Genomic DNA, 15,481 nt, shown 5'->3' on the forward strand with positions numbered 1-15,481 from the left:
GTACTTTAAGTTATTACAAGGAGAACACTAGCACTTTTACCACCGCTATTCTGGTTAATCGAAGAAACGCCAGGTAAGGCCAAAAACAAAGCTGCGGCGCATGCCCGGGTAATATGGGGTCACAAAATAAACCGGCTCAGACAACTCATAGTTGATGTGGCTCATTTTAAGGAACACATTAACTGTTTTGATGTTGGCATTCAGGAATACATCCAGCACTGGATAGCCTTGTGTAGCGAACTCATCCTGCACAAAAAACTGCTGCGTTACAGGCATATACCCATAGGCGTAGTACTCACTTGCATATGTCCCTTGTACCCCAAACTGCAGAAACAGCGCATTCTTAAACAGGGGCCCTTCTATGTAAGCCTTAGACTCCAGCAGCCACTCAGGCAGGCGGATGTTGTTGGCTTCGTCGGTGTTGTTGTAAGCTACAAAGTTATCGAAGTGCACAGGGCCGAAGAATATCTTATGTGCCAGGCTAGCACCCCAGAAACGCTGGTTACCACTTGCCTGCACCGGTACAGCATCTTTATCAAAGTATACCCAGCGCTCCACATCAGTTAAGTGGCCATCCAGCTTTACATGCTGGCGTTTGCCTAGCTTCTGGTGCAGACCAGCCCCTATTCTGTTCACTGCTATATTTTTAAAAGGTTCGTTCCAATCAAAGTGGTTGCTCAACATAACTGATTCTACCCGTGACGGAGAATAATGTACACGCTGTAATGTAGCATAAGCACCTCCTAATCGAGCAGTACCCTTTATGCGATAGTCGCCTGCCAGTTGGTATTCGGCACTACCTGTCAGCTCTACCAGGTCTTTGTAAAATAACCTAATATCACCGCCAATAAATACTTGGTTAAAATTTCCGCTTCTAGTTGTGTCCTGGAAAACATTACCTGCAGCCAGCACACTATCCGCAATATTAGCCGCAGTGCCTATAGAGTCTATGGCACTATAAGCTATATTAGCATTTCGGAGTTTAACATAAGCATTGTAAGAAGAAAGCTGGTTATTACCCCTTAAACCAAAGGTGTTCTCTATCTCCTTATATGCAGTGGCCTCATTGGTTCTACCCGTACTAAATATAAACCTTGGATACACGTAGGACCTACCTCGGATAGCATTATTTAGCGCAACTGTATCAACTAAAGCAGCAGGAATAGCATCATCCAAATACTCATTACGCTGGCGGTAGAAATCAAAAGTATGGTATATTTTCAGGTTTTCCTTGGCCAGCCGGTAGACGTGTGTCAAGTGAAAGTTATTTCTGGCTTCCTCGTTGGAGGCCTGGCTCAGGTAAACAGGCGCCTCTTCGTATAGCTCTAAAACAGAAGTATCTCCGCTTGAAATATCAATACCACCTGTTTCTATCTGCTCTACCTTCATAGTTGTAAAGTTGAAGAACAGATCATAGCGCTCGTTTTCGGAACGGTAATGAGAAAACACCTTTATAGCCTGGTTGTCGAGCATGCCTCTTGCTCTGGAGGGACGCTGTGCGCCAGGGCCAAACTGATGGTTGGCAGAAAGTACCTGATAGGCTGCTCCAATGTTCCAGCGCGGATTGATGTTACGTGTGTGTAATGCCTCAAATACCTGCTCCCCAAGGCCACCCTGTACATAGTACAGATGCGTGTAAGGTGAGCGGGTATCGTAGTAATTCATCCCTTGAGGATTATAAGCATACCTGTCAAAGATATTCTTGCCTAACCTTACACCTATCTTGTCCGGTAGTTGAAAAAACAAAGGTGTGGCGGCCACGCCAACATTACCCAAGTGTTGGTAAAATGTGGTGTCGTTAAACCAATAGCGCTCGTTATGCAGGTTATTGAGTGTTGTATCGATCGGCTTACCGGCATAGCGGCCTTCCAGTACATCCTGCTCATACAGTAGCAGTACTGTTTTAGGCCCATAGATGGCCTTTGTAGAGTCATCTATAATCTGGGCAACAGCAACTGTCTTTACCAGCAGTAAGCACAGCACTAGAAGTATAAAGGCGGATAGTCTTCTTTTCACGTTTCAAAAATAGTGAAATATTAACGGAAAATGCAGCTTTAAGCTTGTACCAAGCTTTGCACGTGCTGCAGTACAAGTTGGTCAAACTTGTCACCGTCGTTCATAATTCTTACTTCAATTGGTACAAAAAAGATTGGCAGTTGCTTTGTCAAAGGCAGAAGAGCGGCGTCAATCATCTTTACAGCATCTTTACGGGTGGTTAGTACAGAAGCACTGGCAAAAGCTTTATTATGTAGTAGTTCCTGTAGCTCTTCGAGGTCTTCCGGGGTATACCTATAATGATCCGGATACCCCAAATGCTTTAAAATAGCATACCCCTGCTTTATCAGGTAGTTCTTAAGCGGTTCTGCATTGGCAATACCTGTCACCAGAACAACGCCCTTACTTACTTCTGCTCCACTACCTACCGGCACTGGCCTACCATAGGCAAAAGTGGAGAAGAAAATTGGTGTACCAGGAGAAGTATACTGTTCCACCTGCTGCTGCACAGCTCTTTGCTCCTCTGTACTTATGCTGGCCGGGCATTTACTAACAATCACAATATCTGCACGCCTGGCACCTGTTCGTGGCTCCCGAAGCCTTCCGGCCGGCAAAACATAATCTTTGTAAAAAGGGCGGTTATGATCCGTGATCAGGATGTTCAGGGAAGGCTGCACAGGTCTGTGCTGCATAGCATCATCCAGCACCACAACTTCCAGTTTTTCCAATTGCTTTTGCAGCTCATCTATTCCCTTAACGCGATCCTCACAGACAGCCACGGCAACATCTTTGAAATCAAGATGGTATTGAAAGGGCTCATCCCCTATTTTGGCTGCTGAGGTATCTTTATCAGCAAGTATGAATCCTTTGCTGTGGCGCTTATACCCACGGCTTAGAGTTGCTACTTTATAGTTATGCAAGAGGCGAAGCAGGTATTCAACATGAGGTGTTTTACCTGTGCCCCCAACCGTGAGGTTACCAACAGCTATAACAGGCAAATCAAAGGAACGGGAGGTCATCAAACCTTTATCATAGCCCAGGTTGCGAAGCCGCATAATGCCACTATAAAGCTGCGAAAATGGCCAGAGAGGTATGTGGAGATATTTCTGCATGGTTTTGTAACGCCTGCAAATTACGTTAATTTTAACGTGCCTTCGCTAACTACAGAACGAAAGAGAGAAACTATGGCAAAAATACATGAAGTAACCCATTTGCTAGAACAGCTTGCTCCTCTCCGCTACCAGGAGAGCTATGACAATGCTGGCCTGCAAACTGGTGACGCTAACGCAGAGGTAACAGGTGTGCTGGTAACCTTGGACTGCACCGAAGCAGTGCTTGAGGAAGCAATAGAGAGAGGATGCAACCTGGTAGTGGCACATCATCCTGTTATCTTCAAAGGGCTTAAACAGCTAACAGGCAAAAGTTATGTTGAGCGTAGCATCATCAAAGCAATACAGAACAACATTGCCATATACGCCAGCCACACTAACTTAGACAATGTGCTGAACGGTGTAAATACAAAAATAGCTGATAAGCTAGGCTTGCAACAGCAACGCATATTGGTTAATAAGCCTAGTACGTTAATGCAGTTGGTAACATTTGTGCCGGTTGAAAACACGGAGGAGGTATTGGAAGCGTTACACAAGGCAGGTGCAGGTAATATAGGAGAATACAGCGGCTGCAGCTTTAGCGTAACCGGCACCGGACGCTTTACTCCTTCAGAACAGGCTACCCCTACCATAGGTGGAGCCAACATACCAGAGCAGGTGCAAGAAAACAGGCTTGAGCTTTTATTCCCCGCAAACCTTCAAGGCAAAATAATGGCTGCACTAAAGCAAGCGCACCCTTACGAAGAAGTGGCACATTACCTCTACAACCTGGAAAACCAAAACCAGGAAGTAGGGATTGGCATAATTGGAGAACTGAAGCAAGGGCTGACAGAACAAGAGTTCTTAGCTTACCTGAAAGACAGAATGCAGTTGCAAGGGCTTCGTTACACAACAATTGGTGGCAAAAAAATAAAACGCGTAGCTGTTTGTGGTGGAGCCGGAAGCTTTCTTATAAAAGATGCTCTTCGGCAAGGGGCAGACGCACTGGTAACTGGAGATGTAAAGTACCACGAGTTCTTTGATGCCGAAGGTAGCCTGATGATAGCAGACATTGGACATTACGAAAGCGAGGTATACACAAAGGAGATATTTTATGACGTGATTTCAAAAAACTTTTCTAATTTTGCAGTCTTAATATCGGAAGTAAACACTAACCCCGTCAGATACACTTTTTAATACATGGAAAGTACTGTAGCCAGCAAACTCGAAGCGTTAAGTAAGCTTCAAAGCATCGATTCACAGCTTGATGAAATTAGACGAGTAAGAGGAGATTTGCCTGAAGAAGTTCAGGACTTGGAAGATGAAATTGAAGGCTATGAAGTAAGGGTTCGTAAGTTTGATGATGAAGTAGCCGCTCTGAATGACTCTATTGCACAGCGCAAGCAGGCTATCAAAGATTCAGAAGGTCTGATCCGCAAATATGAGGAGCAGCAGCAAAACGTACGCAACAACCGTGAGTACGATGCTATCACCAAAGAAATCGAACTTCAGAAACTGGAAATCCAGATTTCTGAAAAGAAAATAAAAGAAGCTCACTACCAGATCGATCAGAAGATCAACGAGATCGAAGGCACAAAGCACCGTCTGGAAGAGCGTCGCAAAGACCTTGATAACAAGAAAAAAGAACTTGAGCAGATAGTTTCTGAAAGCCAGGAAGAGGAAAGAAAGCTTGAAGAGGAGCGTAACTCAGCTGCAAGCAGTGTTGAAGATCGCTTACTGAGCGCCTATAACCGTATCCGCAAAAATGTTCGCAACGGCCTTGCTGTTGTCTCAGTTAAGCGTGATGCATGTGGTGGTTGCTTTAACACGGTACCTCCTCAGCGCCAGGCAGACATTGCTGCACAGAAGAAAATTATAGTATGCGAGCACTGCGGCCGTATATTGGCGGGTGTTGAGTTGCGCGTATACTAATATTAATCTGGTTAATCTTGAGCGTACATCGCTTGCATACAAAAAGAAAGAGGATGGCTAAACCCCATCCTTTTTTTTTGTTGCTGTTTGTTTGGCTTTTGTCTTACACAGGCTCCGCAGCACCTGCTTTCAATTCACATCACCAGGATGTTTATCATGAACTTCTAAAACTAAAAGTAAAAAGCGGAAGAGCCCTTCTCCTGCCTCAGCAGCACAGCAACAACGCAGCTGATTTACTACTAGCCAACTATGGGGACTTTCTGGAGCTGTGCGTGCAGCAAAACCAAGGTAGGCTTCATGAGCTGCTGGAGGCCCAGGAAACTCGTTTAGAAATGCTGGAAGACCTGCCACAGCAGGACAAGTGGGTGCTCTATGCCAAAGCAGAAGTACAGATGCAGCTTGCCATGTCTAAGTTGCTATTTGGCAACCGCTTATCTGCTGCGTGGGATTTCAGAAAAGCATATTTGCAGTACAGCCACAATGTAAAAAAGCATCCGGAGTTTTTACCTAACAGGAAAAACCTGGGAGTACTGCAGGTACTTATAGGATCGGTGCCCGACAAGTATAAATGGTTTCTAAGTATCATTGGCCTGAAAGGGAGTATCAGGCAAGGAATGGCTAATTTAAAACAAGCCACAGCTCCAGAAAATCCTTTCTACCAGGAGGCACAACTACTTTATGTGGTTGTCAAGCACCTAACGGAACCCGAGAAAGAAGTACAGGCCCTGAAGCAGATAAAATCTATGGCTGAGAAGCAGCCGGACAATTTGCTCTTTCAGTTTGTTGCCATGCATTTGTTCAAAAAGGCCAGAGCCAGCAAGGAGGCGTTACAGGTGTACTTGCATGTTCCCCGAACTAAGGCATACCTCTCTTTCCCTTACCTGCACCATCTGGCTGCAGACCTATACCTTTACCGTGCTGATTACGATAAGTCCGTGCAAGAAAACAGAAAGTTTCTGGAGCTACACAAGGGGCAGCACTATCTCAAATCAGCTAATTACAAGCTATACTTAGCCTACGCACTTGGTAATCATAAACCACAGGCACAGTGGCACCTGCAACATGTATCTCAAGTAGGCATTGAAGAAACAGAGGAAGATCGCTACGCAGCCCGTTATGCGTTAAAGCAAGAGCCACTGGTTAAGCCCCTCATGCAGGCACGTCTGTATTCTGATGGCGGTTATTACCAGGAAGCCCTGCAGGAGCTAAAGAAGCTGCATATAAGCACAAAAACTCCTGTGGCAATACAGGCTGAGTATTACTACCGTAAAGCCCGTATCTACCACGGCACTGACTCGCTACAGCAGGCCTTGCCGTTATACAAGCAGGCGATAAGCCTCTGCGAAGGCACGGATTTATACTTCGCCCCAAGCGCTTCATTGCAGCTTGGCTATGTGTATCAGGAACTAAAGCAAATAAACACGGCTCGTCTATACTTTAAACAAGCACTAAGTTATAAGCAGCACGAGTACAAAAACAGTATTGACGCCAAGGCAAAACTGGCGTTGTCGGCAATGTAAGCAAGAATGGTTAAGTTAGAGATACAGGAAGAAAAGCTGCCGATTAGTATTGAAGAGTTTAGGCTTAAAGCTTTGGCTTGGGCCGATACTCATCCATTGGCAGCATATTATAACCCTAATTACATCCCGTACCCACACGATGGCTTTGATCACTTGTTGGCTGTCTCATCAGGTAAGCCACTTCGGCTAAACCTAGAGGATGCCTACGACAGATTACGCCAACAGCTTGTAGCGCAACACCCTTTATTGTGCGGGTATTTAGGTTATGACCTGAAGAACCAGACAGAAGATCTTATCAGTAAGAACCATGATGGAATAGATTTCCCGTTGTTAACCTTCTTTGTGCCTGAGGCCTTTATATACTTTAACACATCGAGTATAACTATCTATTCATCTGAGAAAAAAAACTCCCTTTTTCTTTCTTCTATCTTTGAAACCCCTACTCCTGCGGCCCATGCCCCTACTGGTATAAAACTGCAGCAACGCGTTTCTAAAGACCGTTACATCGAACAGGTGGAGCGGGTACGGCAACGCATTCTGGAGGGTGATGTATATGAGCTGAATTTCTGTATGGAATTCTATGCCGAGCAAGTACAGCTTCAGCCCTTACCATTGTACTTGTCCTTAAACCAAACCTCCCCGACTCCGTTTTCAGGCTATCTTAAGCTATACGACAGGTACCTGATGTGTGCCTCTCCTGAGCGTTTCCTAAAGAAGGAGGGCCCTAAGCTCATTTCTCAACCTATAAAAGGCACTATCCGCAGAGGCAGCACACCAGAGGAAGACCACATGCTACAGCACCAGCTCCGCCACGACGAGAAGGAACTTGCCGAAAACATGATGATTGTGGACCTGGTGCGAAATGACCTGAGCCGATCTTGCGAAACCGGAACTGTGCAGGTAGAAGAAATGTTCGGGATTTATGGCTTTAAGCAGGTTTGGCAGATGATTTCTACAGTGGTAGGAGAATTAAAGCCAGAACATGACCTGGTAGATGCATTGGTAGGTGCGTTCCCTATGGGAAGTATGACTGGAGCCCCTAAAATCAGTGCAATGCACATCATAGAAGAGCTGGAAGACACAAAAAGAGGCTTATACTCAGGTGCGTTTGGCTACATCAAAGCGAGTGGCGACTGTGATTTTAACGTTGTAATCAGGAGTATGCAGTACAACGCCAGCAATGAATACCTAAGCTTTATGGTAGGTAGCGCTATCACCTATGACTCGAATCCTGAGCTAGAGTATGAAGAGTGCCTGCTAAAAGCAAAGGCCATGCTTGACGTGCTAGGTGCCAGAGTAGGTGATAAATAGGGGCTTTTACTATTAGCTACAACAAGTAATTAAGCTTCTGATTGATCAAAATAAAAAAGTCTCTTCTGCCATTCTGTCACGTTTTTGATAACATTATAGTATATTTGCAGCTCTAATTAAGGTATTATGGATCCAATAGTAGATTTAGATTTTATAGATAACCGTACCCCGGAGCAGGCCGCCGCATGCGACACAAAAGTGACAGAAGAAACTAATACTGGCAAAACACGCAAGCTGTACATAGAGAGCTATGGCTGCCAGATGAACTTCTCTGACAGTGAGATCGTGTCTTCTATCATGTTTGAGCAAGGCTTTGATACTACCTCTGATATAGAGCAAGCAGACCTGGTATTCCTGAATACCTGTTCTATTCGCGAGAAAGCTGAACAGACTGTTCGCAATCGTCTGGGCCAAATCAACTACTACAAAAAGAAAAAACCTGAAATGATGGTAGGCGTTCTTGGCTGTATGGCTGAGCGCCTGAAGAAATCGCTGCTGGAAGAAGAAAAGATTGTTGACCTTGTAGTTGGTCCGGATGCTTACCGTGACCTACCTAACCTCATTAATGAGGTTGATGGAGGTCAAAAAGCAGTTAACGTGTTGCTTTCGCGCGAGGAGACCTATGCGGACATTAACCCAATTCGCCTTAACAGCAACGGAGTAAGTGCCTTTGTTTCCATTATGCGTGGCTGCGACAACATGTGCTCTTTCTGTGTAGTGCCATTTACCCGTGGCCGTGAGCGTAGCCGTGATGCCTATTCTATTGTAAGAGAAGCGGAAGCACTGGTAGCTCAAGGCTATAAGGAAGTGACACTATTAGGCCAAAATGTTGATTCCTACAAGTGGGCTTCAGAAGATGGCTCTGAATCGGTGAACTTTGCGCAGCTGCTGGAGAAAGTAGCGCTAGTTGATCCTAACCTGCGCGTGCGCTTCTCTACCTCCCATCCAAAAGACATAACAGATGAGGTGTTGTATACGATGAAAAAGTACGACAACATCTGCAAGTATATACACCTGCCTGCGCAGAGCGGTAACTCCCGTGTGCTTGAGTTAATGAACCGTACCTACGACCGTGAGTGGTACCTGAACCGTGTGGACGCCATTAGAAGCATCTTAGGTGAAGATTGCGGCATTTCTTCAGATATGATTGCAGGTTTCTGCACCGAAACGGAAGTAGAGCACCAGGACACGCTCACTTTAATGGACTACGTGCAGTACGACTACTCTTATATGTTCTTCTACTCAGAGCGACCGGGTACGTTGGCTGCCCGCAAGCTGGAAGATGATATTCCCTTGGAAGTAAAGAAACGTCGTCTGGCAGAAATTATCGAGAAACAGCGCGAAACCTCTCTGAACCGCAATAAGCGTGATGTAGGCAGAGTGCATAAAGTGCTCGTGGAGGGTTTCTCTAAGAAATCAAACGAGCAGCTAAGTGGCCGTAACGACCAGAACAAAGTAGTTATCTTTGATAAGAAACACTACAAAAAGGGAGATTACGTTAACGTGTTCGTGCACGACTGCAGCGTAGGCACCCTCTTCGGCGAGGCAGTAGATTAAAGCGGAGATTATAGGCGTGAGAGCCTTGGGCAGGATTCATCATTTATGCCTCTCACCTACACCCCTATATTTCCGCTTTATCTGATCTTCAAATCTATAAACATGCGCAACATCGATATACAAAGTATAAAACAGCGCTTCGGCATCATCGGTAATTCACCACTGCTGAACCATGCCATTCAGGTGGCAGTACAGGTAGCCCCTACCGATATGACCGTACTTATTACTGGTGAAAGTGGAAGTGGTAAAGAATCATTTTCCAAAATAATACACCAGCTAAGCCCGCGCAAGCATGGCCAGTTTATAGCTATCAACTGTGGAGCTATACCAGAAGGTACCATAGATTCTGAGCTTTTCGGACACGAAAAAGGCTCTTTTACTGGGGCACATGATACCCGTAAGGGTTATTTTGAAGTAACCGATGGTGGCACTATTTTCTTAGATGAGATTGGAGAAATGCCTTTGGGCACACAGGCCCGTCTTCTGCGCGTGCTGGAAAATGGTGAGTTTATTAAAGTAGGCTCTTCTAAAGTACAGAAAACAGATGTACGAGTAGTGGCAGCCACTAACGTAAACCTGATAAAAGCAGTAGAAAAAGGCACGTTCCGCGAGGACCTTTACTACCGCCTTAATACTGTTCCTATTTCTGTTCCGCCCCTACGGGAACGCGGAGATGATATCCACTTGTTGTTCCGCAAGTTTGCCTCTGACTTCTCTGAGAAGTATAAAGTTCAGGCAATTACCCTTACTCCTGAGGCTGTGAAAGAACTCCAAGCTTTCCGCTGGCCAGGCAACATCAGGCAGTTGAAAAATATTGTGGAGCAGATTTCAGTTTTGGAATATGAGCGTGAGATTAACGCAGATAAGCTGCGCCATTACCTGCCTCAAGAGTCAATAACCTCCCTCCCAGCAATACAGGCTAAAGAAGGGGCCGCTGAAGGATCATTCTCAGAGCGGGACCTGCTGTATAAGGTGCTGTTTGACATGCGCCGGGATGTATCAGAGCTCAAGAAGCTGGTGTTTAACATGCTGGCACACCAGCCAAACGACGAAGACTTACTACGTGAGCATAGCCACCTGTTTGAGAACATGGAGACGCAGCAATACAATGGCCGCTCGTACCAGCAGGAGCAAGTTCAGAATGAACCATATTACCTGCCAATTAAACATAGCCATACGCAGGAATATGAAGACGATAAAGTAGAGGACATCCCGCACGAAACAGAAGAAGAAAGTTTATCTTTAGAGGATAAAGAGAAAGAACTGATCCTTAAGGCTCTGAAAAAACATAACAACAAACGCAAGTATGCAGCGCAGGACCTTGGAATATCAGAACGCACCCTTTATCGCAAACTAAAGCAGTATGACATTGAAGATTAACACCCGCTTTTTAAGCTATATGCTTGTGCTGCTACTGTTTGTTTGTGGCGGCTGCGGCATTTACTCTTTCACCGGCACTACCCTTTCGCCCGATATAAGAACTATTTCTATTCAAAATATTGAGAACAGCACCGGCGAAGGCCCTTCTAACCTGACACAGGTAGTTACAAATAACCTGAAGGATTACTACCGCCGCAATACTAATTTGGCTATTGTGCAGAGCGAAGGCGATTTGCAATTGGAGGGTCAGATTGTTAGCTTTACTTATTCGCCTGCCGCTATTCAGCGTGAGGGACAGCAGGACATTGCTTCTCTCAACCGACTAACGCTAGGTGTGCAAATCCGCTTTGCAAATGTGAAGCAGCCAGATAAGGACTTTGAGAGAACGTTTACAATTTCTCAAGACTTTCCGCAAAACGTTGACGTTACCCAGCTTTCTACAGCACAGATCGAGCAGCTTTCAGAGCAGCTGGTAGTCGATGTTTTCAATAAAACCGTAGCAGACTGGTAATTCCGTCTTTCAATTGAAGCTTTAGTTTAGCATGAACAAATCAGCTTTTCTACAACTAATACAGCAGGTAGCAAGCATCTCAGACCAGCAAACGGAAGAACTGGAGAAAGTGGCTGCTACCTTCCCGTATTGTCAGACGGCTCACCTATTGTTGGCAAAGTCAGCCTACGATAAAGGCAGCATGCTTTCTACGCAGCGCCTGCGACGTGCCTCGGCCTATGCCACAAACAGGCAGCTCCTGAAACGCATTATCTATACTTCACCGGTGGAGGTGCCTGCTTTTGAAGAAACTGCCGTAGAAGAGAAGCCTACAGCAGAAAGCCCGGAGAACTTTGATACGACTCCGCATCAGGAACAACCAGAGGCGGCTGCTGCTGAAACTTTTGCAGCTACAGAAGAAGTTGAGCGGGAAACGGCAAATGCTTATACTGAGCTGCCTGCAGTTACTTATGAGCAAGAGCTGAAAGATGAGGTTACCAAGGCTGTAGATGTAGAAGAATCAGTACAGGCTGAAGAACCTCAGCACGTGGTGGAAGAAACTCCTTCTTTGACAGTTGCAGAATTCGAAATTGATGATGCAGCAGTTGATGAAGAAGAGTACAATGAACGGGATGAAGTTCAATTGGAGGCTAATAAAGATATATTAGAGCAGCCAATGGAGAAACTTGATTCTGAGCTGGCCCTGCTCCTAACTATTAAAAGCCTCAGCCCTTCTTTTACCGACCTACTGGCTCAAAAACCAGACGAACCTAAAGAAGAAATACCAACTACCTATACTCCAGCTCCCCTTGAGCTACAGCAACCAGAGGAACCGGAAAAAGTTGTTGACAAAGTATATGAAGAGCCTGAACAGAATAACAATGTAGAGCCCAAATCTCAGCCAGACGAGGATGAACTGGCAAAGCTTATTTCTGCTGAGGTATCCGCTGCGGCTAAAGCGTACTACAGTCTGGAGGATGTAGGGGAAACCTTACCTTCTAATGACTATTTTGCTGCCTCAGAAGTTGAAGAGGATGAGCCGGAGGAAGCAGAAGTAAAGTATGCCTTTGACGAGATAGACCAAATGTACCAGCAGGATGCACTAGGTTATTGGATGTCATCCAGCCGTATGGGCGAGGTGCTACAGCTTAAGGAGGAAAACGAATTAACTCGTCCTCGACCTGCCAGCTTCCATCCTGAGCTTATACTTGAGTACTGCAAAACGCACGAGCTGGTACATCAGGAAGAGCAGGCTCTTCCTCCATTACAGGAGCAGCTAGATATTATCGATCAGTTCCTTAAAGTAAATCCGCGCCTCAAGACGATGAATAATGTTAAGCTAAAGCCGGAACCGCAAGAGGACTTATCGCTGAAGAGCACTAAGATAAAGCGCGGAATTGCTTCTGAAAGCCTTGCAAATATCTTCCTGAAGCAGGGCAAGGCCAAAAAAGCAATTAAAATATATGAGCAACTCATTTTGAAAAATCCGGAAAAAAAGAGTTACTTTGCCGAACAGATCGAAAAATTACAAAACCTAAGTTAACATGTATATCGCCCTTATTAGTATCATTATCTTTATCTGCGTGCTGCTTGTATTGGTTGTACTTGCTCAGAACCCTAAGGGAGGCGGACTTTCCAGCCAGTTTGGTGGTAGCACAAGCCAGCTAATGGGCGTTAAACGCACCGGAGACCTATTAGAGAAATTAACCTGGGGATTTGCCATCGCATTGGTAATTCTTACTCTTGCCACACACATGGTTGGCAATACAGGTGACTCAGGTGTCAGAAGTGTTAACGAAGAGCGTGCACGCCAGTCGCAATTGCCTGCGGCGCCTGCCGGTGCTCTTCCAGGAGTTACTGAAGATACGACAGCTGCCATTCCGGATGCTGGTGACATTCCAGCTATGATTGACACTGCTCAATAAAAGATTTAGAGATTAGAAAAAGCCGATCCCATTCAGGATCGGCTTTTTTATTTGCAGGCTGCCGTGTTAACATGACAGATTTTCCAAAAAAGTTCCCAATGGCAGTGACAAATGTCAAACATGACAGGTAAAAAGCCGTTAGCACCTGAAAAATTGGCTTAAAATGGCACCTTCTCCGTCTTGGCACAGGAAATGATAAAGCAGAGGTGTTATTGTAGAAATCATAACATCATAACATAACTAAATAACCAAAAACTATGTCAATCAACATCAAACCATTAGCAGACAGAGTGATTGTGGCTCCGGCTGCAGCAGAAGAAAAAACCAAATCTGGTATCATTATTCCTGACACTGCTAAAGAAAAACCTCAGCGTGGTGAGGTGGTAGCCGTTGGCGAAGGCAAAGTATCAGACCAAGGTGCCCTGATGAAGCCACAGGTAAGCGTTGGCGACACTGTGTTGTATGGCAAGTATGCCGGAACTGAGATCTCTATTGATGGTAGCGATTACCTGATCATGCGTGAGTCAGACATCCTGGCAGTTCTTTAATCTTACTTAACCAAAGAAAACCTAATCAGTAAAAATTATAAACTATGGCTAAAAACATCACATTCGATACAGACGCCCGCAATAAAATTAAATCCGGCGTTGACAAATTGGCTAATGCCGTTAAAGTAACTTTGGGTCCTAAAGGCCGCAATGTTATCATCGATAAGAAATTCGGCGCTCCTACCATCACAAAAGATGGTGTATCTGTAGCAAAAGAGATCGAGCTGAAAGATGCTATCGAGAACATGGGTGCTCAGCTGGTAAAAGAAGTTGCTTCTAAAACTGCTGACCAGGCTGGTGACGGTACTACTACTGCAACTGTACTGGCTCAGGCTATCTACACTGCCGGCATCAAGAACGTTGCAGCTGGTGCTAACCCAATGGACCTGAAGCGCGGTATCGACAAAGCCGTAGAGGCTGTTGTGGCTAACCTGAAGTCTCAGTCTAAAACAATCGACAACTCTTCTGAAATTGCTCAGGTTGGTACTATCTCTGCCAACAACGATCCTGAAATCGGTAAAATGATTGCTGATGCGATGGATAAAGTTGGTAAAGACGGTGTTATTACTGTAGAAGAAGCAAAAGGTACAGAAACTGAGGTGAAAACTGTAGAAGGTATGCAGTTTGACCGTGGTTACCTGTCTCCATACTTCGTAACTAACGCGGAGAAAATGGAAGCTGATTTCGACAACCCGTACATCCTGATTTACGACAAGAAAGTTTCTACCATGAAAGAACTGCTTCCTGTATTGGAGCAAGTAGTTCAAACTGGTAAAGGCCTTGTAATTATCGCTGAGGACGTAGACGGCGAAGCACTTGCTACACTTGTAGTAAATAAATTGCGTGGCTCACTGAAAATCGCTGCTGTTAAAGCTCCTGGCTTCGGCGACAGAAGAAAAGCAATGCTGGAGGATATCGCTATCCTGACTGGCGGTACAGTAATCTCTGAAGAGCGTGGCTACAAACTGGAGAACGCTACCCTTGACTACCTTGGCCAAGCTGAGAAAGTGATCATCGACAAAGACAACACTACGCTTGTAAATGGTGCTGGTACTAAAGATGATATCACTGCTCGTATCAACCAAATCAAAGCTCAGATGGAGACAACTACATCTGACTACGATAGAGAGAAACTTCAGGAGCGCCTGGCAAAGCTTTCTGGTGGTGTTGCTATCCTTTACATCGGTGCTTCTACTGAAGTAGAGATGAAGGAGAAGAAAGACCGCGTGGATGATGCCCTGCATGCTACTCGTGCCGCTGTTGAGGAAGGTATCGTTGCTGGTGGTGGTGTTGCACTTATCCGCGCTATCGAGGCACTAGAGAACCTTAACGTAGAGAATGCTGACCAGAAAACGGGTGTTCAGATCATCAGAACTGCTATCGAGTCTCCTCTGAGAACAATCGTTGCTAACGCTGGTGGCGAAGGCTCTGTGGTTGTTCAGGCTGTACGTGAAGGCAAGGGTGACTATGGTTACAATGCCCGTGACGACAAGTATGAGAACATGTTTGCGGCCGGTATCATCGACCCAACTAAAGTTACTCGTCTTGCCCTAGAGAACGCAGCTTCTATCGCTGGCCTGCTTCTAACAACTGAATGTGTTGTTTCTGAAGAGCCTGCTGAAGAAGGTGCTGCTCCTGCTATGCCAGCTGGTATGGGTGGAATGGGCGGCATGATGTAATCAGCCCCTGCACATAAATCAAAAAGCCCTGAGTCATTACTGGCTCAGGGCTTTTT

13 protein-coding genes are annotated in these 15,481 nt (G+C 45.5%); 11 read left to right on the top strand and 2 right to left on the bottom strand.

From position 1 onward, the window contains the following. Positions 1 to 54: 54 nt before the first annotated feature. Positions 55 to 2,016, bottom strand: coding sequence for a putative porin (locus PKOR_RS18730; protein ID WP_084694839.1), 1,962 nt, complete (start codon positions 2,014 to 2,016; stop codon positions 55 to 57). A gap of 38 nt (positions 2,017 to 2,054) precedes the next feature. Next, on the bottom strand, positions 2,055 to 3,107 hold the full coding sequence (gene lpxK, locus PKOR_RS18735) for a tetraacyldisaccharide 4'-kinase (RefSeq protein ID WP_046312700.1): 1,053 nt from the start codon (positions 3,105 to 3,107) through the stop codon (positions 2,055 to 2,057). Between the two features lie 72 nt (positions 3,108 to 3,179). On the opposite strand from lpxK, the gene PKOR_RS18740 reads away from it, so the two are divergent. The 11 genes from PKOR_RS18740 (at position 3,180) to groL (ending at position 15,425) form a co-directional block, all read left to right on the top strand. Beyond that, positions 3,180 to 4,280 carry a Nif3-like dinuclear metal center hexameric protein gene (locus tag PKOR_RS18740; RefSeq protein ID WP_046314649.1) on the top strand — a complete coding sequence of 367 codons (1,101 nt, stop codon included), beginning with the start codon at positions 3,180 to 3,182 and terminating at the stop codon, positions 4,278 to 4,280. 3 nt (positions 4,281 to 4,283) lie between these two features. Next, on the top strand, positions 4,284 to 5,015 hold the full coding sequence (locus PKOR_RS18745; RefSeq protein ID WP_046312702.1) for a zinc ribbon domain-containing protein: 732 nt from the start codon (positions 4,284 to 4,286) through the stop codon (positions 5,013 to 5,015). Positions 5,016 to 5,113: 98 nt separating this feature from the next. Then, positions 5,114 to 6,535, top strand: a complete 1,422-nt coding sequence (locus tag PKOR_RS18750; RefSeq protein WP_235336760.1) for a tetratricopeptide repeat protein — start codon at positions 5,114 to 5,116, stop codon at positions 6,533 to 6,535. Between the two features lie 6 nt (positions 6,536 to 6,541). Next, complete coding sequence (locus PKOR_RS18755) at positions 6,542 to 7,846, top strand: anthranilate synthase component I family protein (RefSeq protein WP_046312705.1); 1,305 nt, start codon at positions 6,542 to 6,544, stop codon at positions 7,844 to 7,846. A 126-nt stretch (positions 7,847 to 7,972) separates the two neighbouring features. Then, positions 7,973 to 9,403: a tRNA (N6-isopentenyl adenosine(37)-C2)-methylthiotransferase MiaB gene (gene miaB / locus PKOR_RS18760; RefSeq protein ID WP_046312707.1), complete on the top strand. Its 1,431-nt coding sequence runs from the start codon at positions 7,973 to 7,975 to the stop codon at positions 9,401 to 9,403. Between the two features lie 102 nt (positions 9,404 to 9,505). Continuing rightward, positions 9,506 to 10,783 (top strand): sigma-54 interaction domain-containing protein, encoded by a 1,278-nt coding sequence (locus PKOR_RS18765; RefSeq protein WP_046314650.1) that lies wholly within the window; start codon positions 9,506 to 9,508, stop codon positions 10,781 to 10,783. Continuing rightward, a complete protein-coding gene (lptE, locus tag PKOR_RS18770; protein ID WP_046312709.1) occupies positions 10,767 to 11,294 on the top strand; it encodes an LPS assembly lipoprotein LptE in 528 nt (175 codons plus the stop codon). The genes PKOR_RS18765 and lptE overlap by 17 nt, the downstream gene beginning before the upstream one ends. Positions 11,295 to 11,325: 31 nt before the next feature. Then, entirely contained in the window at positions 11,326 to 12,816 is a 1,491-nt protein-coding gene (locus tag PKOR_RS18775; protein ID WP_046312711.1) for a prolipoprotein diacylglyceryl transferase, read from the top strand. Position 12,817: 1 nt separating this feature from the next. Further along, the gene (gene secG / locus PKOR_RS18780) at positions 12,818 to 13,198 is read left to right on the top strand and encodes a preprotein translocase subunit SecG (protein WP_046312712.1); all 381 of its coding nucleotides are present in this window, start codon (positions 12,818 to 12,820) and stop codon (positions 13,196 to 13,198) included. Between the two features lie 257 nt (positions 13,199 to 13,455). Continuing rightward, a complete protein-coding gene (gene groES, locus PKOR_RS18785; RefSeq protein ID WP_148561746.1) occupies positions 13,456 to 13,746 on the top strand; it encodes a co-chaperone GroES in 291 nt (96 codons plus the stop codon). Positions 13,747 to 13,790: 44 nt separating this feature from the next. Beyond that, positions 13,791 to 15,425 (top strand): chaperonin GroEL, encoded by a 1,635-nt coding sequence (groL, locus tag PKOR_RS18790; protein ID WP_046312714.1) that lies wholly within the window; start codon positions 13,791 to 13,793, stop codon positions 15,423 to 15,425. Positions 15,426 to 15,481: the final 56 nt, after the last annotated feature.

The sequence above is a fragment of the Pontibacter korlensis genome (genome assembly GCF_000973725.1).
Taxonomy (GTDB): domain Bacteria; phylum Bacteroidota; class Bacteroidia; order Cytophagales; family Hymenobacteraceae; genus Pontibacter; species Pontibacter korlensis.